This window comes from Fibrisoma limi BUZ 3, assembly GCF_000296815.2.
Lineage (GTDB): Bacteria > Bacteroidota > Bacteroidia > Cytophagales > Spirosomataceae > Fibrisoma > Fibrisoma limi.
In genome coordinates, this window is record NZ_CAIT01000005.1 from 492,249 (window position 1) to 514,743 (window position 22,495).

Consider the following 22,495-nt stretch of genomic DNA (forward strand, 5'->3'; position numbering starts at 1 on the left):
CAGGCGTCTGAACGGAAATTTACAGCATATCCCCATTTTATCAGCTTCCTGCCCTGAATTTTACACGCCTTTCCGTCGATACACGCCCGCAATAGGGGTTGGTTCGTATTGGGCCGCCAGGGCCGGTGCCCGCTGAAACAGCTTTTCCACTACGTTTTCGTGATCGACAATGTAGTCCGGGGGATCTTTCCGAAAATGGTCAAATACGTTGATGACAGCCTCGTAGTTGTCCAGATTTTTAAGGTCATATTTGGCCAGATCCCAGCTCAGGTACGGGGTGGCCAGTCGGTTTTGCCGGTAAGCGCTCAGGTCTTCGCCGATGATCAGTACCTGCCGGTTCCGGATGTCGGCGGGCAGGGGCGAGGGCTGCACCCGTAAGCTGCTGAGCCGCCCGAGTTCTATGCCCGGAATCAACTGTAAGGCACCCTGATAGAAAACCAGCATCATGAGCCCGAATGCCCCCGTGAAACTGAGTTCGGCAAGCCAGAATTTACGGGCGTTCTCGAAGTAATACACCGTGAAATACGCCATCGGGATCACAAAGCTCAGAAACATCATGGGCGCCAGAAACGGCATGAGCACGATCGTCAGCACGGCCGTCAGGAAGTAGAGCATCATGATCTGCTGCACCCGCTGCTGAAAGTTAACGAAGCTGCGGACCGTATTGAACAGGCTCAGAAAACCCAGTACGCCCAGCCCCAGCGGAATCAGCAGGGATGTGAACAACGCCTGAAAATCGGTCAGCGAATACTGCCGCACCCGAAATACCGACGCCAGCAAGTTTCGGTTAAAATCGTCTAGGCTGTCGTTCAGGTAGTAAAAAAGCACCGTAACGGCAATGGGGAACAGGAATCCAAACAGCGACAGCGAATGCTGCCGGAACGTAGCGCCGGTGTACAACAACAGCGATAGGGCCGCCCACAGAATAAACAGCGCCGAGGGAAGGTAGAACAACGCTGCCAGCCCGATGTAGAAACCAACCTCAAAAACCTCGTCGGTGGCGCCCCGGCGATCCATCTGCTTGATAAGCGTTCCGAATGCCAGCAGCAAAAAACTGGTCGACAGCAGTACCGGCGACAGCGTGAGGCAATCGAACGACAGGTGCAGGAACAGCATGTAGATCAATCCCGGCCAGAAATACCGGTCGGGATACACATCGCGGTTGTTGGTAACGTAATTGAAGTAGGCGATCTGAAAAATGGAAACGGCGGTAGCGGCTGCATGGTAGGCGAGTTGCGATCGGCCGAACAGGGTGTCCAGCCCCCAATAAACCAGTGCCGACAACGGACTGACGCTATCCCAGATGTCGCGGTACAGCAGGTCGCCCTGGCTCATCTGCTCACCAATCAGCAGCCAGTTGAGTTCGGGAATCAGCAAGGGTAGCGGATGCAGCACAAACGGTAGCCGGATCAGCATCAGCAGGGCCAGCAGGCTGAGGTATTGATAAGGAACGTAAGTTCGAAAAAAACGTAGCAAGTTGTTCTGAAGGTCAGTCAGTTGTTCGGCCGATGGCGCAAATCGGCAGCAAATCGCTACCAGGACAAACGTATCGACTAATCTGCGAATTTAAGCTCCTTTTCGGCAGAACGAAAAAACCTGCGGATATTTGCAGAATGGGAATTCGGTCGTCAATTGTTTTTGGCGATACTTACGGAGAGCAAACGGACGGACCGAACAGCAGCAAACTATTCGACGCAACAACTGTTCACCTAAGTACCCAGGTTATAGTAGTATGGAATCGAAACGACAACAAAAAGTAGCACGCCAACTCCAGAAGGATTTGAGCGAGATATTTCAGCGCGACGTACCGCATCTATTCAACGGGGCCTTCATTACGGTCACCAATGTGCGTGTTTCGCCTGATCTGAGCGTGGCTCGGGTGTACCTGAGTTTCCTGGCCACCAAAAACAAAGAGATGCTGCTGGACAGCATCCGGGAAAAAAGCCGGACCATCCGGCAGCTTCTGGGTGAGCGGGTGCGTCACCAGCTCCGGATTGTGCCCGATTTGAGTTTTTACATCGACGATACGGCCGAATACGCCGAAAAAATGGATAAACTCTTCGCCGGACTGGACATTCCACCCGCCCCGGAGGAGGAGGAAGATGATGAATAAAGAGCGAATGAGTGAATGAGCAAATGGTAGCGGAGCTTGTTTCACTCATTCGCTCTTTCACTCTTTAAGCACAATGAATCTCCCCGCCTGGATTGCCCGCCGGTATTTTTTCTCGAAGAAGAAGCGCAGTTTCATCAGTTGGTTGTCCATTTTGTCGATGCTCGGTGTGGGGGTCGGCACGATGGCGCTGGTGGTGGTGCTGTCGGTTTTCAACGGCATGGAAGAGCTAAACCGAACGATCTTCAAAACGTTCGAAGCCGACATGACCATTTCACCCCGCGAGGGTAAGCGCTTCACGGCGTCGCCGACCCTGCTGAATCGGCTCCGGCAAACCCCGGGGGTGGGATTGCTCACGCAGGTGGTGCAGGACAACGCCCTGGCCCGCTACGACGACGGCCAGACCGTAGTGCAGCTCAAGGGCGTGGACGAAAATTACCTGCAACGCCGGCAACTGGATACGGCGCTCGTTGAAGGCAAACTGCTATTACAGGACGAAGGCATCAACTACGCCATCGTGGCGGAGGGCGTTCGGAATGATCTGAGCATCTCGCCCGTCGATATCCTGACCCCCCTCGAATTATGGTATCCCCAAAAGAATCAGACTACGTTCAATATCCTCAACGCCGACGCGTTTAACCGCCAGGCACTGAACGTTTCCGGGGTATTCTTCATCGAACAGCGTTACGACAACTTCGTACTGGCTCCGTTGACGGTGGTGCGTGAACTGCTCGGTTACGCCCCCAATCAGGTGACGGGACTAGAGATTCAACTGCTGCCTGGTACGGACGAAGAGACGGCCAAACAGGCGTTACAGACAGTTGTGGGTGAACAATTACGCGTACAAAGCCGCGATGACCTCAACGTCGACCTCTACCGGGCCATTCGGGTCGAGAAACTGTTCACGGGCGTTACGCTGGCGCTGATCATTCTGGTGGCTTCCATCAATATCTTCTTCTCGCTGTCGATGCTGGTGATCGAAAAGCGGGACGACATCCAAATTCTCTACGCAATGGGCGCTACGTCAGGACTGGTCCGCCGAATCTTTTTAATTGAAGGGGCGATTATTGCCCTCACCGGGGCGTTGGTTGGGCTAGTCCTCGGGATTGTGATCTGCTTGTTGCAGGAACAGTACGGCTTTATCCAGATGGGCACAGTCAGTTCAGTCATTGATGCGTATCCGGTGCGTCTGCAACTCGGTGACCTGCTGATAACGGGGGCTATTGTCGTGCTGGCCACCATCCTGACTTCCTGGTTTCCGGCGCAACGAGCCGCCCGTACCAGTTTAATCTAACGCCTTATGAGCCGGTTGTGGACCTGTTTGTTGACGAGTCTGGGGCTGCTGAATAGCTTCGTAAGCCGGGCGCAGTTGACCACACTGGCCGATACCGGGCGCTCTACGTTTTATCAGACCCGTACCGGTACGTACCACCCCAGTCGGACACGAACAACCGACCTGCTGCATACCGATCTGAACCTTCGTTTCGACTGGGCGCGGCAGTACGTTGAGGGAACCGCTACGCTGCGCTGTACGCCTTATTTCTACCCACAAACTACCGTTGAACTGGATGCCAAAGGGTTCCTGATCCGGAACGTGCTGCTGATCGATACCCTTGACCGGAAGCCAGTCCGGGATTCGTTGCGGTACGAGTATGCCGATGGACAGGTGCTGCGGATTCGCTTACCGAGGGCTTACACACGACGCGATACGTTCGACATCCGCATCGACTACGTAGCCCGGCCCAACGAGTTACCCGCCGGTGGCAGCCAGGCCATTACGTCGGATAAAGGCCTGTACTTTATCAATCCCACCGGCAGTGAGCCCGATAAACCCCGGCAAATCTGGACGCAGGGCGAAACGGAAGCCAACTCAGCCTGGTTTCCGACCATCGACGCGCCAAACGAAAAGATGACCCAGGCCATCAGCCTGACCGTCGAGAATCAGTTTCGTACGCTCTCGAACGGGCGGCTGGTTTCGTCGCAGAGCAACCCCGATGGGACACGTACCGACCTATGGGTACAAGCGCAGCCCCATGCGCCGTATCTGGCGATGGTTGCCGTCGGAAACTTTGCGTACGTGAGTGACCAGCTCCCGCGTACGCCCGACCGAGGCCCCCTGACCGTCGGCTACTACGTTGAACCGGCCTACGAACCGTTCGCCCGCCAGATTTTCGGGCGCACACCGGCCATGATTACCTTCTTCGAAAAGCTGTTCGGTACGCCGTTCGTCTGGGATAAATACAGCCAGATCGCCGTACGGGATTTCGTCAGCGGAGCGATGGAAAACACGACGGCGACGGTGCACCAGGAGGGAGTGCAGATGGATGCCCGCGAGCTGGTTGACGGCAATTCGGATGCTGTCATTGCGCATGAACTGGCCCATCACTGGTTCGGCGATCTCGTTACCTGCGAATCCTGGGCGAATCTGCCGCTGAACGAAGCCTTTGCCACCTACGCCGAGTACCTGTGGTTTGAACACGCCCGCGGCCGGGATGAGGCCGAACTGCACGGCCAGATGGACCTGGCGCAATATCTGTCGGAAGCCGAAACCAAGCAGGAGCCACTGATCCGCTACCGGTACGCCGATCGGGAGGATATGTTCGACGCCCATTCGTACGCGAAAGGTGGGCGGGTGCTGCATTTTCTGCGGAAGATTATCGGCGACGATGCGTTCTTCCGGGCGCTGACCAGCTACCTGAAACGGCATCGTTTCAGCACGGCCGAGGTAGACGACCTGCGTCAGGCGTTCGAAGAAGCTACGGGCCAGGACTTGCACTGGTTTTTTGAGCAGTGGTTTTTGTCGCCGGGCCACGCGGTGCTGGCAGTTGAACCGACGTACGACGCCGGGACCGTCAATCTACGCGTTACGCAGAAACAGGATACTACGTTTACGCCTATCTACCGGCTGCCCGTCCGGGTCGACATCTGGGTGAAAGGCCGGAAAACCAGCTACGATGTCGTGGTCGATCAGGCACAGCAAACGCTGACGTTCCCCGCCGACCAACGCCCCGATCTGGTGCTGTTTGATGCGGACCACCGCCTTGTCGGTACCATTGATCAGCCTAAAAGTCAGCGCGAACTGATTTTTCAGTATTACCACGCTGAACTGTATCAGGATCGGAGCAATGCGATTCTGGCCCAGGATAATACGACACTGGCGACTGATGGCGATGCTCGTGTCATGGTCATTGCCGCGCTGAATGACCCGTTCTGGCAAATCCGACAGATTGCCGTCAGACGATTAGCCAGTTATGTCGGGCCACAAAAAGCCGAGGTGCAGCGGCTGATTCGGGAGCGCCTTCGGAACGATTCGTCGTCGGCAGTGCGGGCTGAGGCAATCCAAACACTGGCGTCGTACAACGATAAAGTGAACCTACCTCTGTTCAAAGCAGCCCTGACCGATTCGTCGTACATGGTGGTTGCCGTGGCGCTGGAGCGGTATCTGGCGGCTAAACCAGCCGATGCCAAAACCGTAGTAGCCAAGCTCGAACACATTCGGCAGGGAGAAGTGCTGTCGGCGGTTGCGGATTATTACGCTGAAGCGGCCGATCCGGGGCGGTTCGATTGGTTCGTGGCAACCTGGCGGAGTCTGAAGCCTGGTGAGCAGTACAATTTCCTGCAGGTGTTTGCCAAATACTTGCTGCGGTCGTCGGGCGACATACAGCGCCGGGCAGTTCCGTTGCTGGAGAAAGCCGCCCGGCAGGATGCATCCTCGTCGGTCCGGTTCGGCGCGTATCAGGCGCTGGGGCTGCTGCTGGACGTACCGGGCGTGGAAGCCATTCGGCAGCGCATTCGGGCGAACGAGCGCGATCCGCAACTGAAAGAGCTGTTCGAAAAGCTGGGAGCCTACTAACCCGGCAGCCTATTCGACTACGGCTCCCTGAGCAACGTGAATTACGTACGCTTTCCCACCTTCCCGTTCGATGGCTTCGGCAACGGCCTCAGGCTGGTCGGGCGCATAGACAAACATACAGCCACCGCCCCCCGAGCCGTTGATCTTTCCACCCATCGCCCCCGCGTTAAGGGCTGCGTCGAGCATCCGGTCAATCTTGGGCGTTGAAATCCGCTGGGCATCGCGCAGGGTTGCCTGATGGGTGGTCAGAAGTTTGCCCAGATGAGTATGGTCGAGTTCGGGGGCCTGCAAAACCGTCAGGGCTTCGCGCAATACATCGCGGTTAGTCAGCGTACCCTTTAGCAGGATATACTCGTCTTTGGTCAAAATGTCTTTGTACTCGGCCGCGTCGGTCAGCGAAGCCGTATGCAGTGAAAACGCGGGATTGACGCCATTGATACGTTTCAGCATGTCGAGCATACCAAACTTGACCCGCCCCAGAATCCCCAGTGTGTCTTTCGGCTCCTGCGAATCGCCCAGCACAAACGTACCGAGGTGCGGCCGTAGCACGGTCAGGTTGATCTGCGGTTGCGATTCCAGGTAAATGACGTTGCCAACGGCGGTGGAGTAATGGTCCATCATACCGCCGGGCTCACCAAACTCCAGCACCTCGGCCACGTAAGCCAGTTCGGCCAGCCGCTCGGGCGACAGCGGTTGTGGGTTGTCGGCCAGTCGGGACAGGGCGTTCAGCCACGTAACGACCAGGGCCGACGAACTCGACGTACCGGAATTGATAGGTATATCACCCTTAACGGTTACGTCGAAGCCACTGGAGAACGTATACCCTTCGCGGAGCAGGATGTTGAGAGCCGCCCGGTAATAGTCGCGGTCCTGCTGGTAGGGCAGGGGCTGACCCGTAAAACCAAACTGTTCGTCAGCCCCGATATCGGGCAGGTGTAGCCGGATAACTGGTTCCTGAATACGTTCGGTAGTGAGGGTAATCCGGCGCGAAATAGCGGCCGCTATGACCGGCAGGCCGAGGTAGTCCAGGTGTTCGCCAAAGAGACAGATACGGCCCGGAGTTGACGCAGTGACCGCCATTTACCAGCTCGTTTTCTTATAACCCACCGTAGCGTAGTACAGAATAAAGCCGAACAGGGGCAGTAGCAGGGCATAGGCCAACTTTGGACTGATCGTATCAGATAGATAGCCATGCAGCAGCGGCAGTACCGCCCCGCCCGCAATGGCCATGATGAGCAGCGCCGAGCCAATCTTGGTGAAACGACCCAGCCGGTTTAGCGCCAAGGGCCAGACGGCCGGCCAGATGGGAGCAATGGCAAACCCGAGCAGGGCAATGCTCAGGATGGACGCGAAGCCGTTGGTTACCAGGGCTACCGTAGTCAAAACCAGCGCCAGGCCGGAGCCAAACTGCAACGCTTTTTGCTGAGAAATGACTTTAGGGATGAGAACGATGCCCAACAGGTAGCCCGCCAGCAGCCCGTACAGCGTGTACGTGGTAAAATACTTGGCTTCGTCGTTGCTGAACCCAATGGCCCGGCCGTAGTTGATGATCGTATCGCCGGCGATAACCTCCGCCCCGACGTAGCAGAACAGGGCCGCTACGCCTAGCACAAGATTCGGGAATTGCCAGACGCTGGTGTGGGCCGTTACACCCGGATCGGCGGTGGTGTCATCCTGCTCCTCCGATACTTCGGGGAGCGTTGAAAAGCGAATCAGAAGGGCCAGCACGATCAGTACCCCCGTCAGGATCAGGTAAGGCGTAACTACTTTTTCCAGACTGGCTGCACCCGCTACGGCGTTGGCACTTCCGAGCAGCAACCCTCCGAAAATAAACTGACTGCTGATGCCCGCCAGCTTATTGGCGATACCCATGAAACTGATGCGCTGGGCCGCACTCTCGCGGGGACCGAGAATGGTAACGTAGGGGTTGGAGGCCGTTTGCAGGACCGTCAGGCCGATACCGATCAGGAACAGGCCAACCAGAAACAGGCCATAGGAAACGGTGTTGGCCGCCGGAACGAAGATCAGTGTGCCGACAGCCATTACCAGTAGCCCCAGCGACATTCCGTTTTTGAAGCCCGTCCGTTTCAGCACCGCCGACGATGGAATAGCCATGAGCGTGTAGGAGATGAAAAACGCAAAGGCGACCAGATTCGACCCGACCGTACTGAGGTTAAATGCCTGCTTGAAGAAAGCAATCAGAACGCTGTTCACCCAGGTGACAAAACCGAACACGAAGAATAACGCGCCGATGATGAGCAGCGGACCAAGGTAGTTTGAGCGGGTTTGAGGAGATGTCGCAGTTGGAGTCATTGATAAGAAACGATTAACGGACGCAAGCGATGGTAAGTGTATATTTTAAAAATTTTTACAAATAACAATGATAAAACGGTTTTCAAGCCAGCGGCCTATCAAAAATTGTCCGTCAGACCAAAAATTCGTGGGTTTGTTTTCCACTTCCCCCGCGTAAAGTCCGGGATTTCGACCGGTTTACTCCCCTGGGCGATACTTTGTTCCGACAGCGGGCTGATGGCGCTCCAGACGGCTGCATCATAGACGTCGATAGGTGGGGGCGTTTTGCTTTTTACCGACTCGATGAATGCCCGAAGCACGAAAAAGTCAATACCCCCGTGGCCGGCGTTATCGGCTGCCTGGGCGTGCCGTTTCCAGAGCGGGTGGTCGTACTTTTCCTGGTACGCAGCAAACGGCTCCCACGTATGTGCTTTCGGACTCACCTTTTCGAAATAGATCATGTCGTTATCGTCCATCCAGATGCCTTCAGTCCCCTGCGCCCTGAATCCAAGCGAATAGGGCCGGGGCGAGTTGGTGTCGTGCATGATAACGATGTTCTCCCCGTTGGCGCACTGGATCATCGTCGTGACGACATCACCCAGTTTAAAATTGACCTTGGCGTTGGGATGGTTGGCCCCGCCCTTGTCCACTACGTACTTATGCAGGCCGCGGCTTTTGGTAGCCATGCTGGTCAGGTGAAGGAACCGGTTGCCCCGGTTGATGTCGAGCCAGTGGGCCACCGGACCGAGACCGTGCGTTGGATAGAGGTCACCGTTGCGATCGACGGAGTGCTGCGTGCGCCAGCGGGCTTCGGCATAACCTTTAGCCCCAAATTCGACCCCGCCCCCGGCGTAGTGCTGTCCGTCGTTGAACTTGATGTCGCGGAGGTCGTGCTGATAACCGCAGTGCGCGTAGGTCATTTCGCCGAACATACCCTGCCGGATCATGTTCAGCACAGCCAGTACGTCGCGCCGGTAGCAGACGTTTTCCAGAATCATGCAGGGTACTTTGGTCTGCTCGTACGTATTGACCAGATCCCAGGATTCTTTCAGCGTAACGGTGGCCGACACCTCAAGTCCGGCGTATTTGCCCGCTTTCATTGTTGCTACGGCCATGGGCGTGTGCCATTCCCAGGGCGTAGCGATCACAACCCCGTCCAGATCGTCGCGCTTGAGCATCTGAAGGAACGCTTCGTCACCTTTTGTATACGCTTCCGGAAGTTTGCGACCCGCCTTCTGAATAAGCGCGTTGGTGCGGGCGATGGCATCCGGATCAACGTCGCAGATAGCCGGGATCACCACATCATCGCGGTAAAGGGCTTGTTGTACGTGACTGCGGCCCCGCGAGCCAACCCCAATGAAACCTAAGCGTACGGGGCCATCGGCCGAACGATGGGTAGTAGCTGCAAATGCCGGGGATGAATTCAGCAGAACGTCGGGCAGGAAGGGGGTGGCGGCTCCGGTCAGGGCGGCTGTGCGAAGAAAGGTACGTCGGGTCGTTGACTTCATAGCGAAATGCTGGAGGACGGGTTGGAAACGTCAAAGAAACAAATTTTTCTAAAAAACCTACTGATCAAACAGCAGGTCTTACCGTTCAAATGGAACACAGCCGTTAGGGAACGAACCCAAGAAAACCGGTGTTTTATAGTAGAAAGGAAGAAACGACGTGTTTAACATTTGTTTGTAAAAGTTGAACAAAACTCGAAAAGCACGGGTTATTCCTTTGTCAATCGCACTCCAAGAAGCGTCTGGCCGACTGGGTAACCGGAACCTGATCTGACTGGCTTAACGGCTTTCCACACGCTTCGCGGTCTGCCTGTGTTGTACACAACCTTTGTAACGACAGGTTGACTGATTTTTACTAGTTAACGAAACTATGGACACTTTGCAGGCGGAGTCACCGCGTGTGAACACAGCCGGTATGGTTGTGCCGCGGGTGGCGGTGTTCCGGAAGGAACATTTCAATGCAGCCCATCGACTGCATAACCCAAACTGGTCGGACGAAAAGAACGAGCGTGTGTATGGTAAATGCAACAATCCTCACTATCACGGGCATAATTATGAACTGATTGTGCAGGTGGTCGGGCCGGTCGACCCCGAAACGGGCTACGTTATCGATATGAAGTATCTCGGTGATCTGATCAAAGAACACGTAACCGAACGCTTCGATCACAAAAATCTCAATCTCGACACCGAGGAATTCGCCGACCTCAATCCTTCGGCCGAAAACATTGCTATCGTTATTTACAACATTCTACGTAACGTGCTAAGCGACAGCTTAGATCTTAAAATCAGACTGTATGAAACTGAACGGAACTTCGTCGAATACCCCGTCAATCCTGACCGAGTCGCTTAACGGTAAGCACCACAATGGCTCATCCGTCGATGCTGTACTGGCAGAGGAGATGGGTGATGCACACGCGGCCGCTTCGCTCGAAACGCCGTTGCGCGACGATGCATTCGATCTGGATGATGACCTGAAAATTGACCTCATTGAAGAGCATTTTCGGGAGATTATGCAGATTATGGGCCTGGACCTGACCGACGATAGCCTCAAAGGAACCCCCCGGCGGGTTGCCAAGATGTATATCAAAGAGGCATTCAGTGGACTGAATCCGGCCAATAAGCCGAGCACCACCTTATTTGATAATAAGTACCAGTATAATCAGATGCTGGTGGAAAAGGACATTACGGTACATACGTACTGCGAACACCACTTCGTACCGATTATCGGCAAAGCTCATGTTGCGTATATCTCAAGCGGTAAGGTGATCGGGCTGTCGAAGCTGAACCGGATCGTGCAGTACTTCTCAAAGCGGCCCCAGGTGCAGGAACGACTGACGATGCAGATCGCCGATGAATTGAAGAAAGCGCTGAATACGGAAGATGTAGCCGTGATTATCGACGCCAAGCATTTGTGCGTGTCGACTCGGGGTGTGAATGATACAGCCAGTTCAACCATTACGTCGGCTTACAGCGGAAAGTTCGAGGACGAAGCGACCCGGCAGGAACTGCTGCGCTACATCAGCGTTTCGACGGCAACAATCTAACCGGTTTGTGGTTCGTAGTTTGTGGTTTGTCGTGTTCACAAGGCTAACCGGCCGATTGCACGACTAACCACAAACAACAAACTACAAACCGTTTTCATGCAAGGCAAACAAATTCTCATCGTTGGCGCCAGTTCGGGTATTGGTCACGCCCTGGCCCAACATCTGCAAACGCAGGGCGCTACGCTCTTCACCGCCGGCCGAAACCAGCCCGAAGGCATCCAGTCGACCCACATGACCTGGGATGTTACGCAACAATCGGCCGCCGACGCGCTTAACCAACTCCCCGATACGCTCCACGGTTTGGTATACGCACCGGGAACGATCAATCTCAAACCATTTCAACGGCTCTCCATCGACGACTACCGCAGGGACCTGGAGATTAATGTCCTGGGTGCCGTAGCCGCCATTCACGCGGCCTATCCCGCCGTTAAGAAGTCAAAAGCGGGAAGTATTGTGCTGTTCAGCACCGTAGCGGCCAAACTGGGCATGGGTTTGCATTCATCCATTTCGGTAGCCAAATCGGCGGTGGAAGGGCTCACGAAATCCTTAGCGGCAGAATTCGCTCCCTACAACATCCGCGTCAATGCCATAGCGCCGTCGCTGACGGATACGCCCCTGGCCGAATCGGCTGGCTTGCTCGGCGATGACAACAAACGTGATGCGGCCAAAAAACGCCACCCGCTGAGCCGCTACGGTACGCCGGAGGATATTGCCGGTATGGCTGCCTACCTGCTGTCGGATCAGGCGGCCTGGGTCACCGGTCAGATCATCGGCGTCGATGGAGGCATGGGAAACTTGAAGTAGGAAGGGTACCTTTGCGGCATGATGCGTTACTTCATTGAACTCTCGTACCGGGGAACCAGCTACCACGGTTGGCAACGGCAGCCAAATGGTATGAGCGTTCAGGAAATGATTGAAAATGCGCTCGCTACCATACTGCGGCAACCTGTTTCCATTGTAGGTAGTGGCCGAACCGATACCGGTGTGCACGCCGGGCAGCAGTTCGCCCATTTCGACCAGGAGGAACCTGTGCGGTTGAGCCCACAACTTGTCCACTCGCTGAACAGCCTGCTCCCCGCCGACATTGCCATTCGGGACATCTTTCCTGTCCGCGCCGACGATCATGCCCGGTACACCGCTTTGTCGCGGTATTATCAGTACCAGATCATTCGGCAAAAAGATCCGTTTCTGGCCGGCCTGGCTTACGTATTCAGGCCCGCGTTAGACGTGGAGCGCATGAACGAAGCGGCTGACCTGCTGCGCAATCATACTGATTTTGAGAGTTTCAGTAAAGTTAAAACGGACGTCAGGACGTTCAATTGCCGTATCGAGTTTGCGTACTGGGAACGTAACCGAAGTGGTACAGCGGCCGATCTCACGTTTCATATCAAGGCCGATCGCTTCCTGAGGGGGATGGTCCGGGCCATCGTCGGTACGTTGCTGATGGTTGGGCAGGGCCGGATGTCGGTGGCCGAATTTGACCGGATCATCCTGGCCCGCGACCGGAAACAGGCCGGTCGGGCGGCTCCGGCCGAAGGGCTTTCGCTGGTCGAAGTGGCGTATCCGGCCGAGGTGTTTTCGAATCGTCAGAACCCGGCTAGCCATGTTCGTGTTACGGTATAGACTAACAGAAGAAATCGCTTGATACTCGGAACCATCATATTAGCCGCCGGTTCATCAACCCGCATGGGGGGGGAGCCTAAGCAATTACTTACATACGAAGGGAAAACGCTCATACGCCGGATTACCGACTCGGCCCTGTCGCTGCAGGCCGGTCCGGTAGCCGTAGTACTGGGCGCTCACCGCGCTCAGATTGCCCCGGAACTGGCCGATCTGCCCGTTACGCTGATCGACAACGGACGATGGGCTACCGGGTTGGCTTCATCGCTGAAAATTGGCCTGGCTGCGCTGTACCTGACGCAGAAGGAACTGGACGCCGTACTGGTTCTGGTCACCGATCAGCCACTGGTGTCGGCTGGTCTGTTGCAACACCTGATCGCAACGTATCAGGAAGAAAACAAAGGTATTGTTGCCTGTCAGTACGGGGGGCACCTGGGGCTTCCTGCCCTTTTTAGCCGGAATTATATTGACGAACTCTTACAGCTCGACGGAGATAAAAGCCCCAGATGGGTTATCCTGCGGCATCGGACCGATTGTGTGGAGGTGCCGTTCGAAGCCGGGGCCGTTGATTTGGATTCGTGGCGTGATGTCGAGTTATTTGCACAGGCTCAGGCCAGTGAAAATCTGTAACCGACTTCATGCAGAAACTCGAAACCTCACGTCAGCTTCAGCAGCGGCTTACTGCCGTACTGGATACGGTAGCGCGTGAATTTACACCGTTGTCGGTGGAGCAGCTCACCCGGAAGCCAGCCCCGGACCGGTGGAGTATTATCGAATGTCTTCAGCATTTGAATCTGGCTGAGCGGTTCTACATCCGGAATATCCAGCACAAGGTGGATGCGCTGGGCCTGATTCAGATTGAGCCAACCGACCAGACCCTCCAGAGCGATGTGGTCGGTCGGTTGCTGCGCTACGTGGTCGATCCGCAGACGAAGCTGAAATTGCCCGCGCCGGGTATCATCCGGCCGCGTCGGGTGCAGGACCTGAATCCGACGGATGTACTGGCTCAGTTTGTAGAACTACAGGCCCTCCTCCACGATTTATTGCACAAAGCCGTTTACCTGGACTGGAATCAGACAAAACTGGCGACCCTGTTTGGTAACTGGCTGAAAATCCGGCTGGGCGACGCACTGCTGATGCTGGTGGCCCATACCGAACGGCACCTCGCACAGGCTATGCGGGTGAAGACAGAAATGGCTACTTTTGCGTAATATACTACCCCCTGTAATGAAAAATTATTTAGAACACGATCCGTGGTGTATTGTCGAAAATGGCTTTCACCGCGACTACAATGAAATTACGGAGTCCGTCATGTCGCTCGGCAACGGCCGAATGGGCCAGCGGGGCAACTTCGAAGAAAAATTTTCGGGAAAAACCCTCCAGGGAAACTACATAGCGGGCGTGTATTACCCCGATAAAACCCGGGTTGGCTGGTGGAAAAACGGCTATCCCGAGTATTTCGCCAAAGTGCTGAATGCGGCCAACTGGATTGGCATCGATATAGATATTGAGTACGAAGCCCTCGATCTGAATACCTGCGAACTTCGGGACTTCCGGCGGGTGCTCAATATGAAGGAGGGCTACCTGGAGCGGTCGTTTGTGGCGGTGCTGAAAAGCGGCAAAATGCTGCAGGTCAACACCAAACGCTTCTGTTCCATTGTCGACGACGAAGCCGGGGCGATCCGTTACGCTATCAAGCCGCTCAATTTTGATGCGAAGATCACGGTTACGCCTTACGTCGACGGCGACATCCGCAACCGCGACGCCAACTACGACGAGAAGTTCTGGGACGAAGTTCGGAAAGAAACCGGCTACGGGGAAGCGTTTATCGAACTGCGCACCCGCAAAACCGGCTTTCACGTCGTAACGGGCATGTGCGTGGAGATTGAGCAGGACGGTAGCCGGATCGATTACCAGTCGCAGCCGATCAAGTACGAAAAATACGTTGCCAACCGCATCACGCTGGACTGCCAGCAGGGCCAGGAAACCGTTATTTACAAGTACGCGGTCAATCTGTCATCGTTGAATTATGACAGCGACCGGATCATGCTCGATGCGCACGAATACATCCGGCGCATCACCCGCAAAGGCTTTGACAAGATGCTGTTTGAGCAGAAACAGGCGTGGGCCGATAAATGGAAAATGAACGACATTGCTATCGATGGCGATGTGGCAGCCCAGCAGGGTATCCGGTTTAATATTTTCCAGTTGAACCAGACCTACACGGGCGAAGACGCACGGCTCAACATCGGCCCTAAAGGCTTCACGGGCGAGAAATACGGCGGCTCTACGTACTGGGATACCGAAGCGTACTGCCTGCCGTTCTACCTGGCTACGGCCGACCAGAAAGTGGCCCGCAACCTGCTGTTGTACCGTTACCGGCAACTGGGCAAAGCGATCGAGAATGCGCAGAAACTGGGCTTTAAGGCCGGGGCTGCCCTGTACCCGATGGTAACGATGAACGGTGAGGAATGCCACAATGAGTGGGAAATCACCTTCGAGGAAATTCACCGCAACGGTGCCATTGCCTACGCTATTTACGACTACGTGCGCTACACCGGCGACGAACAGTATCTGGTAGATTATGGACTGGAGGTGCTCATCGCCATCAGCCGGTTCTGGAGCCAGCGCGTGAACTGGTCGGAGGCAAAGCAACAGTACGTCATGCTGGGCGTGACGGGGCCGAACGAATACGAAAACAACGTCAACAACAACTGGTACACGAACTACATCGCGGCCTGGACGCTTCGCTACACTCTCGAAAGCATCCAGAAGGTGAAACAACTGGACGCGGCAAAATTCAGCGCGCTGGCCGACCGGATTCATTTCCGCGATAAGGAGATGGAGACAGCCGGGCACATCATTGATAACATCTACCTCCCATACGATGAAGAGCGGCAGGTGTACTTGCAGCAGGAGGGTTTCCTGGACAAGGAACTGATGCCGGTTAGTGATATTCCGAAGGGGCAGCGCCCGCTGAACCAGAACTGGTCGTGGGACCGGATTCTGCGCTCCTGCTTCATCAAACAGGCCGACGTGCTACAGGGGCTGTATTTCTTTGAGGATGAATTTGATGTCGATACCCTCCGGCGCAACTTCAATTTCTACGAGCCGATGACCGTCCATGAGTCGTCGCTATCGCCCTGCGTTCACTCCGTACAGGCGTCGAAACTGGGCATGAAGGAAAAAGCCTATGAGATGTACCTCCGCACGGCCCGGCTCGACCTCGACGACTACAACAACGATACGGAAGACGGTTGCCACATCACCTCGATGGCCGGTACGTGGCTGGCTGTAGTGAAAGGATTTGGTGGTATGCGGATCGAGAAGGAAATACCCTCTGAATTACGGAAAGCAACGGAGGAATATTCCCGGCAAAATCCGGATAAAAAGTGGGCAGCTTTCCCTCCATTGAGTGTATATCCACCATCTGATTATCAGCTCCGGCTGAATCCGTACTGCCCCAACAACTGGACATCCCTGTCGTTCAAGATCCGGTTCCGTGGGGCATTGATTCAGGTCGTGACGACGCAGGAGAACGTAACGGTGCAGAATTTCTCGACGGAACCAATCACTCTGCGGGTGCTGGGGCAGTTGCTGACCGTAGCCGCCGAAAGCCAGGAGACCGTAGCGGTTCAGGTTGAGGCTTTGACGGTTGGCTCAGAAACACCCGAGGACTGAGAAAGAGTATAACGTAACAGAGAAGGCCCAACGAAACCAGTTTCGTTGGGCCTTCTCGTTGTAGAAGCCGCGGATTATTGCCGAATCACCTTCACCGTTCGGGTTTGCCGGGGCGTTGTGGCCTGGAGCATGAACAGACCCGTTGGCTGTTGCCGAAGGTCGAACGTCCGCTGTTCGGACAGACCGGCCCGATCAATCAGTTGAGTGCCCAGCAAACGCCCGCGTCCGTCCACTAGCCGGAGTTGTACCGGCTGCCCGGTTGCTCCCGTTATCTCGACCGTTACCGCATCAGTGACGGGATTTCCCAATGTCCGCAGGGTTAAGGCCGTGGGTAGCTCCGTCGCACCCAGCCGCGCCCGGCTGCAGGCGGCTTTGAGGTTCCAGATGTAAGTCACCTCCCGGCCACTCTGGCGGGCCTGGAGGGTGAACGGCTGTACGTCGTTGGCCGTACGGCTTTCCGCATCGACGAATTGGTTCGGATTCGTTGTCCAGTCCGTAATGCCGATGGCACGGTATTCGATCGGGCTGCCGTCGCCCCCGCTGGTGTTGAACCGGATCGCTCCGGTAGCGCAGTTGTAGGTTGGTTCCAGCAGGGTAAGCGGCCCATCGACTGGGGGAGGGGGCGGTGGGGGCGTACCCGTACAGAACGCTGCAAAATCAAACACGTAAGTAGCCGTCTGTCCACTTTGCGTGGCCTGGATCGTAATGGGCTTGGGGTCATTGCGCAGTTCCTGTTCGACCACGCCTGAATTACTCGTTGGCGACGAGCGCATGATACCCGGTGCGCTGAACGTAATGGCTGTACCATCGCCCCCAGTCGTATTGAACGTAATAGCACCCGTCTGGCAATTATACGTCGGCTGCGTCAACTGGAAGCCGGAGGGCGGTGGTGGTGGCGTTACTCGTTCCGAGCGGAGTTTGACCAGTTGCCCGGCCGAACTAAGGAAGACTAATCCGCCGTCGCCGATCCTATCGATCCCACGTAGCGAACCATCGGGCGAACTATCGTACACGCGCGGCCCCGTGACGCTGAAAAGAGAAGCGTTGTTTTGGGGGAGGTCAATCGAGCCAATCACCGTAACCTGAGGATCAATGCCATTTTGTCGGGCACTGTTTCCAACCGCGTAGGCATTGGCTCCATTACGACTGTATTGGGTAATAAACGATTCCGTCGGAACGGTACCGATGATACGGGCCCGGTTGAGGCTACCGTCGGCATTAAGTTCAACCAATGCCGTAGTCGGAGGGGGAACGGCCACCGAGTGCGGAGGCAACCCAAACCCAACCAGCACAAAGCCCGAACCATCGGGGGTGATGGTAGCATCGGTAATGGGAAGCATCTGCGCCACGGAGTTGGCAAACGGACCGTTGTAGTCGCCCGCCGGCGGCAGGCTGTTGAGCAGTTTCTGCCAGCTAACGTTGCCGGCTCCGTCGAGTTTGGCGACCCAGCCCGTATTGCCGATGAGCGTAGTATTGGCTCCGTCGATAATCTGTCCGGTAGTGTTATGATACCCCACGAGCAGGTAGCCACCGTCGGACGCGACGATCACGGCTTCGCCTTTGGTTACCTTATTGTCGGATGATGCGGGGTAGGCTACTTCCTTGCTCCAGGAAAAATTGCCATTTATATCGTATTTCCGAACAGCAACATAGGCATTCAGCGCATACGGGCGCACCGTAAGCAGGATCAGAAAGCCGCCGTCGGGCGTACCAACGACGTCTTCGATGAAGGTATCGCCGGGATACCCAAACAGATCGCTGTCTTCCCACCGCCGGATCGAACCATTAGCGAAGACTTTCGTAGCAACCAGGGCTCCCCGGAGCGACGTACCGCCTACCACCGCTATACCGCCATCGTAGGTCCCCGCCGTATGCGTGATGAACAACACTTCGTAGGGGTAACCTGGTATCCTGCCCCCAATGTAAAATCCACCCTCCAGCGGGCCCATGCGCCAGAGCTGGTTGCCCTCCGGCGAATACTTCACGAGAACACTGCCTGTCCGTGAGGGAGACGTAGGGGTAGAAGAGTCGGTAACTTGCTCCGTAGTCACAACGTTACCATCAGCAGTTGCCGCCAGGGTTGACCCGGGTCGGGTCCACTGCACATCGGGTACTGGCTGGGCGAGGGCGCCGGTACATAGCAACCCCGATAACGCAAGACTCAGTACAATTTGCTGGTTGGCCAGTAAACGTGGTTTTGTCATACAATTTATGGATTAGGAGTGGAAAAAAAGATTACTGCTTCTAGTTTAGTTGGTCCAGCGTTGTACGGGCGGCAGGGGTCGGTCAGGGGTTGGTGATACAGCTGACGAGCCTCAGGATGCGTATATGTATAATTGAGATAACTGTCATGTTTTCAATGTTTTACAATTGTGATTTCATTTAAATTTCTTAATCGTACGGGCCATATAATATTCATCGCGCAACAGAAAATTGAATAGACGAGTTATAAGAGGAATACTCATTCACACGTTATGGCAAAACAAACGGCGGGATTAGACGACAAAATTCACTGGTACAAGGATGCCATTATTTACGAACTCCATATCAAAGCCTTTCGCGACGGCAACGGCGATGGTATCGGCGATTTTCAGGGATTGCTCGAGAAACTGGATTATCTGCAGGAGCTTGGGGTAACGGCCATTTGGGTGCTGCCGTTTTATCCGTCTCCTCTGAAAGACGACGGCTATGATATTGCGGACTATTACAGCATTAACCCGGCTTACGGCACCCTGAAGCAGTTCCGACAGTTTCTGCGCGAAGCACACAACCGGGGTCTGAAGGTGATTACCGAGCTGGTCATCAACCACACCTCCGATCAGCACCCGTGGTTTCAGCGGGCCCGGAAAGCCCCTAAAGGCTCGCCCGAACGCGATTACTACGTCTGGTCCGACGATCCCAATCAGTACAAGGATGTCCGGATTATTTTCCAGGATTTCGAAGCGTCGAACTGGACCTGGGACCCCGTAGCGCAGCAGTACTACTGGCACCGCTTTTTCCATCATCAGCCTGATCTGAACTACGACAATCCGCTGGTGCAGGAGGAGGTGTTCAATATTATCAACTACTGGTGCCGGATGGGAGTCGATGGCTTCCGGCTGGATGCCGTGCCGTATCTGTACGAACGCGAAGGTACCAATGGCGAAAACCTGCCCGAAACCCACGCGTTTCTGAAAAAACTCCGTAAGCACGTTGACGATAACTTCCCCGGAACCGTATTTCTGGCCGAAGCCAACATGTGGCCGGAAGACTCGGCCTCGTACTTTGGCGACGGCGATGAGTGCCACATGAATTACCACTTCCCGGTGATGCCCCGGATGTTCATGGCCTTGCAGCGGGAAGATCGGTATCCGATTACCGATATTTTCGAGCAGACGCCCGCTATTCCGGAAAACTGCCAGTGGGCCATGTTCCTGCGTAACCATGATGAGCTGACTCTTGAGATGGTGACCGACGAGGAACGGGACTACATGTACAGCACTTACGCCCAGAACCCGAAAGCCCGGATTAACCTCGGTATCCGGCACCGGCTGGCTCCGCTGATGAACAACGATCGGCGGAAAATCGAGTTGCTGAACAGTCTGCTGTTTTCGTTGCCGGGTACGCCGGTGCTGTACTACGGCGACGAAATCGGGATGGGTGATAACTTTTACCTCGGCGATCGCGACGGAGTCCGGACGCCCATGCAGTGGTCGCCCGATCGCAACGCCGGGTTCTCGGTAACGAATCCGCAACGGCTTTATCTGCCCGTTATCCTCGATCCGGAGTATCACTACGAAGCCGTGAACGTAGAAACCCAGCGCCGGAACACCTCCTCGCTGTTCTGGTTCACAAAGCGGATGATCAACATGCGGAAGCGCCACCGGGCCTTTGGTCGGGGTGATCTGAACTTTCTGAATGTCGAAAATCCCAAAGTTCTGGCGTTCACCCGTACGTACCAGGACGAAACTCTGCTCATCATCGTCAACCTGTCGAAGTACACCCAGCCGACCGAGATCGATATGAGTGAATTCAAAGGGTACGTACCGGTAGAGGTGTTCAGTAAAAACCGCTTTCCGGTCGTTTCGGAAAGTGGCGCGTATGCCTTTACGCTCAGTCCCTACGCCTACCACTGGTTTGTGCTGGATAAAGTACGGCTCGATGCTGACGAACAGGCTGCGTTGCCGCAACTCGAACTGACCGCCTGGGACAAACTGCTGGAAGCGGATACCCGTACGGAACTGGAAAATTCCATCCTGCCGGATTACCTGCAGAAGGCAAGCTGGTTCATGGGCAAAGGACGATCCATCAACAACGTATCCATTGCCGAGGTGGCCACCTTGCCGCTGGCCGATAGTAGTACCTACCTGCTCTTGCTGGAGGTATCCTACGAACAGGGATTGCCGGAGTTGTATACCTTACCGCTTTCGTTTGAGCAGGGGCCCGTGGCGACTACAGCCAACGAAAGCTGCCCGCAGGCCATCATTGCTCAGGTACAGATCGGCGACCAGGAAGGACTTTTGTGCGACGGACTGTATTTCACGGACCTGCAGCGGATGCTGGTTAATCAACTGGCCACGGAAGAATCGCTCGACGTTACGGGCGGTGAACTCAGCTTTAAGAGTAGCGAGGCCCTGAAAACTTTCGTGCAGGAGCGCGACGATGTTAAGCCCCGAATGGCGTCGGGAGGGCCGGATTATACGCCTATTGGGTACGAAAACTGCTACTACCTGAAGTTTTACCGCAAGGTGAATCGCACGGTGAACCCCGATGTTGAGATTAGCCAGTACCTGTCGGGGCAGGCAGACTTTCCGCACACCCCCGCTTTTGTCGGATCAATCGACTGGCAGACCGAAGCGGGAACAATTACGCTGGGAATGATCGAGGAGATGATTGAAAACCACGGCGACGGGCATACATACATGCTCGAGCGGATGAACAACTACATCGAGCGAATTCTGTCGGTGGAACCCGAAAGTCGCCCCTCATTCCCGCGCAAGGGAACGCTGATCAATCCCGTTGGGTACGATGAACTGCCCGACGACCTGCGAACCCTGCTGGGTGGGTCAACGGCCGAACAAGTACAGCAAATTGGGGTACGAACGGGTGAAATGCACCTGATCCTGGCAGCTAATACGGATAAGGATTTTAAGCCGGAGGATTTCTCTCTCCACTATCAGCGGTCGCTCTACGCCGGTATGCAGGCTACCGTGCGCGAAAGTTTCCAGAGCCAAAGCCGGAATCTGAAAAAGCTGCCAGAGCCGCTCCGTCAGCAGGTGGAAGAACTGATGGGCCGCAAAGAAGACATACTGAACATTCTGAAGCGGATTTACACGCAGAAATTTGAGGCTACCAAAATCCGGATTCACGGGCAGTATCAGTTGAATAAACTGCTGCTGACGGGTAAGGACGTGAAAATTCAGGATTACGGCGGTAATCCTCTACAGCCATTCAGCGAACGCAGGCTGAAACGGACACCGTTGCGGGATGTGGCCGGCATGATCCGGTCAATCTGTTACGCAGCCTACGAAGGCGTACTGAAAACGAATCAGGTGCAGCAGAAAGAGGTCACACCGTTGCTGCCCTACGCGAGTCTGTGGGCGCATTACGTAGCGGGTTTCTTCACCAAAGCGTATTTCGAAACGGTCAAGGACAGCCAGTTTATTCCGGGCAGTAAGGATGAGCAGAAAGTACTGCTCGATACGTTCATGCTCGAACAGGCCCTCGCTGACCTGAAATACGAACTTGATAATCGGCCGGAATGGGCCGTTGTGCCACTGCGGATCATCCGACAGATTATGCAGTAATCGGGTTCATTTCATAACCGGGCACCGGGTGATCTCGTTGAGGTTGCCCGGTGCCTGTTTTTGTCGGGTAGGCGATAATGTCATTCGAGAACAGGGTAGATTTC

At 55.3% G+C, this 22,495-nt stretch carries 16 protein-coding genes; 11 read left to right on the forward strand and 5 right to left on the reverse strand.

Features of this window, described 5'->3' with window-relative positions:
• Positions 1–60: 60 nt before the first annotated feature.
• The gene (locus BN8_RS06890) at positions 61–1,476 is read right to left on the reverse strand and encodes a hypothetical protein (RefSeq protein WP_009281098.1); all 1,416 of its coding nucleotides are present in this window, start codon (positions 1,474–1,476) and stop codon (positions 61–63) included.
• Positions 1,477–1,732: 256 nt separating this feature from the next.
• Here BN8_RS06890 and rbfA point away from each other — a divergent pair, with 256 nt between their 5' ends.
• The 3 genes from rbfA (at position 1,733) to BN8_RS06905 (ending at position 5,963) form a co-directional block, all read left to right on the forward strand.
• A complete protein-coding gene (rbfA, locus tag BN8_RS06895; RefSeq protein ID WP_009281099.1) occupies positions 1,733–2,113 on the forward strand; it encodes a 30S ribosome-binding factor RbfA in 381 nt (126 codons plus the stop codon).
• Positions 2,114–2,186: 73 nt separating this feature from the next.
• A complete protein-coding gene (locus BN8_RS06900; RefSeq protein ID WP_009281100.1) occupies positions 2,187–3,404 on the forward strand; it encodes an ABC transporter permease in 1,218 nt (405 codons plus the stop codon).
• Positions 3,405–3,410: 6 nt separating this feature from the next.
• A complete protein-coding gene (locus BN8_RS06905; RefSeq protein WP_009281101.1) occupies positions 3,411–5,963 on the forward strand; it encodes a M1 family aminopeptidase in 2,553 nt (850 codons plus the stop codon).
• Between the two features lie 9 nt (positions 5,964–5,972).
• Here the strand turns inward: BN8_RS06905 and BN8_RS06910 are convergent, their stop codons facing one another.
• The 3 genes from BN8_RS06910 to BN8_RS06920 all read right to left on the reverse strand — a co-directional run bounded on the left by BN8_RS06910 (position 5,973) and on the right by BN8_RS06920 (position 9,763).
• Entirely contained in the window at positions 5,973–7,043 is a 1,071-nt protein-coding gene (locus BN8_RS06910; RefSeq protein WP_009281102.1) for a mevalonate kinase family protein, read from the reverse strand.
• Positions 7,044–8,276 (reverse strand): sugar MFS transporter, encoded by a 1,233-nt coding sequence (locus BN8_RS06915; protein ID WP_009281103.1) that lies wholly within the window; start codon positions 8,274–8,276, stop codon positions 7,044–7,046.
• Positions 8,277–8,374: 98 nt separating this feature from the next.
• On the reverse strand, positions 8,375–9,763 hold the full coding sequence (locus BN8_RS06920; RefSeq protein ID WP_009281104.1) for a Gfo/Idh/MocA family protein: 1,389 nt from the start codon (positions 9,761–9,763) through the stop codon (positions 8,375–8,377).
• 367 nt (positions 9,764–10,130) lie between these two features.
• Between BN8_RS06920 and BN8_RS06925 the strand changes: the two genes are divergently transcribed.
• The 7 genes from BN8_RS06925 to BN8_RS06955 all read left to right on the forward strand — a co-directional run bounded on the left by BN8_RS06925 (position 10,131) and on the right by BN8_RS06955 (position 16,605).
• On the forward strand, positions 10,131–10,610 hold the full coding sequence (locus BN8_RS06925; RefSeq protein WP_009281105.1) for a 6-pyruvoyl trahydropterin synthase family protein: 480 nt from the start codon (positions 10,131–10,133) through the stop codon (positions 10,608–10,610).
• On the forward strand, positions 10,555–11,304 hold the full coding sequence (folE, locus tag BN8_RS06930; protein WP_009281106.1) for a GTP cyclohydrolase I FolE: 750 nt from the start codon (positions 10,555–10,557) through the stop codon (positions 11,302–11,304). The genes BN8_RS06925 and folE overlap by 56 nt, the downstream gene beginning before the upstream one ends.
• 96 nt (positions 11,305–11,400) lie before the next feature.
• Positions 11,401–12,108, forward strand: coding sequence for an SDR family NAD(P)-dependent oxidoreductase (locus BN8_RS06935; RefSeq protein ID WP_009281107.1), 708 nt, complete (start codon positions 11,401–11,403; stop codon positions 12,106–12,108).
• Between the two features lie 21 nt (positions 12,109–12,129).
• Entirely contained in the window at positions 12,130–12,927 is a 798-nt protein-coding gene (gene truA / locus BN8_RS06940; RefSeq protein ID WP_040005592.1) for a tRNA pseudouridine(38-40) synthase TruA, read from the forward strand.
• Between the two features lie 18 nt (positions 12,928–12,945).
• Entirely contained in the window at positions 12,946–13,554 is a 609-nt protein-coding gene (locus tag BN8_RS06945; protein WP_040005509.1) for a nucleotidyltransferase family protein, read from the forward strand.
• An 8-nt stretch (positions 13,555–13,562) separates the two neighbouring features.
• Positions 13,563–14,135 (forward strand): DinB family protein, encoded by a 573-nt coding sequence (locus tag BN8_RS06950; protein WP_009281110.1) that lies wholly within the window; start codon positions 13,563–13,565, stop codon positions 14,133–14,135.
• Positions 14,136–14,151: 16 nt separating this feature from the next.
• Entirely contained in the window at positions 14,152–16,605 is a 2,454-nt protein-coding gene (locus BN8_RS06955) for a glycoside hydrolase family 65 protein (protein ID WP_009281111.1), read from the forward strand.
• A gap of 74 nt (positions 16,606–16,679) precedes the next feature.
• Here BN8_RS06955 and BN8_RS06960 read toward each other — a convergent pair whose 3' ends face one another.
• Positions 16,680–18,809, reverse strand: coding sequence for a T9SS type A sorting domain-containing protein (locus BN8_RS06960; RefSeq protein ID WP_009281112.1), 2,130 nt, complete (start codon positions 18,807–18,809; stop codon positions 16,680–16,682).
• A gap of 270 nt (positions 18,810–19,079) precedes the next feature.
• Between BN8_RS06960 and treS the strand changes: the two genes are divergently transcribed.
• The gene (gene treS, locus BN8_RS06965) at positions 19,080–22,391 is read left to right on the forward strand and encodes a maltose alpha-D-glucosyltransferase (protein ID WP_009281113.1); all 3,312 of its coding nucleotides are present in this window, start codon (positions 19,080–19,082) and stop codon (positions 22,389–22,391) included.
• Positions 22,392–22,495 lie beyond the last annotated feature (104 nt).

Coding starts and splice junctions, on each gene's coding strand:
- rbfA (WP_009281099.1), top strand. CDS start 1,733: ATGGAATCGAAACGACAACAAAAAGTAGCACGCCAACTCCAGAAGGAT.
- BN8_RS06900 (WP_009281100.1), top strand. CDS start 2,187: ATGAATCTCCCCGCCTGGATTGCCCGCCGGTATTTTTTCTCGAAGAAG.
- BN8_RS06905 (WP_009281101.1), top strand. CDS start 3,411: ATGAGCCGGTTGTGGACCTGTTTGTTGACGAGTCTGGGGCTGCTGAAT.
- BN8_RS06910 (WP_009281102.1), bottom strand. CDS start 7,043: ATGGCGGTCACTGCGTCAACTCCGGGCCGTATCTGTCTCTTTGGCGAA.
- BN8_RS06915 (WP_009281103.1), bottom strand. CDS start 8,276: ATGACTCCAACTGCGACATCTCCTCAAACCCGCTCAAACTACCTTGGT.
- BN8_RS06920 (WP_009281104.1), bottom strand. CDS start 9,763: ATGAAGTCAACGACCCGACGTACCTTTCTTCGCACAGCCGCCCTGACC.
- BN8_RS06925 (WP_009281105.1), top strand. CDS start 10,131: ATGGACACTTTGCAGGCGGAGTCACCGCGTGTGAACACAGCCGGTATG.
- folE (WP_009281106.1), top strand. CDS start 10,555: ATGAAACTGAACGGAACTTCGTCGAATACCCCGTCAATCCTGACCGAG.
- BN8_RS06935 (WP_009281107.1), top strand. CDS start 11,401: ATGCAAGGCAAACAAATTCTCATCGTTGGCGCCAGTTCGGGTATTGGT.
- truA (WP_040005592.1), top strand. CDS start 12,130: ATGCGTTACTTCATTGAACTCTCGTACCGGGGAACCAGCTACCACGGT.
- BN8_RS06950 (WP_009281110.1), top strand. CDS start 13,563: ATGCAGAAACTCGAAACCTCACGTCAGCTTCAGCAGCGGCTTACTGCC.
- BN8_RS06955 (WP_009281111.1), top strand. CDS start 14,152: ATGAAAAATTATTTAGAACACGATCCGTGGTGTATTGTCGAAAATGGC.
- BN8_RS06960 (WP_009281112.1), bottom strand. CDS start 18,809: ATGACAAAACCACGTTTACTGGCCAACCAGCAAATTGTACTGAGTCTT.
- treS (WP_009281113.1), top strand. CDS start 19,080: ATGGCAAAACAAACGGCGGGATTAGACGACAAAATTCACTGGTACAAG.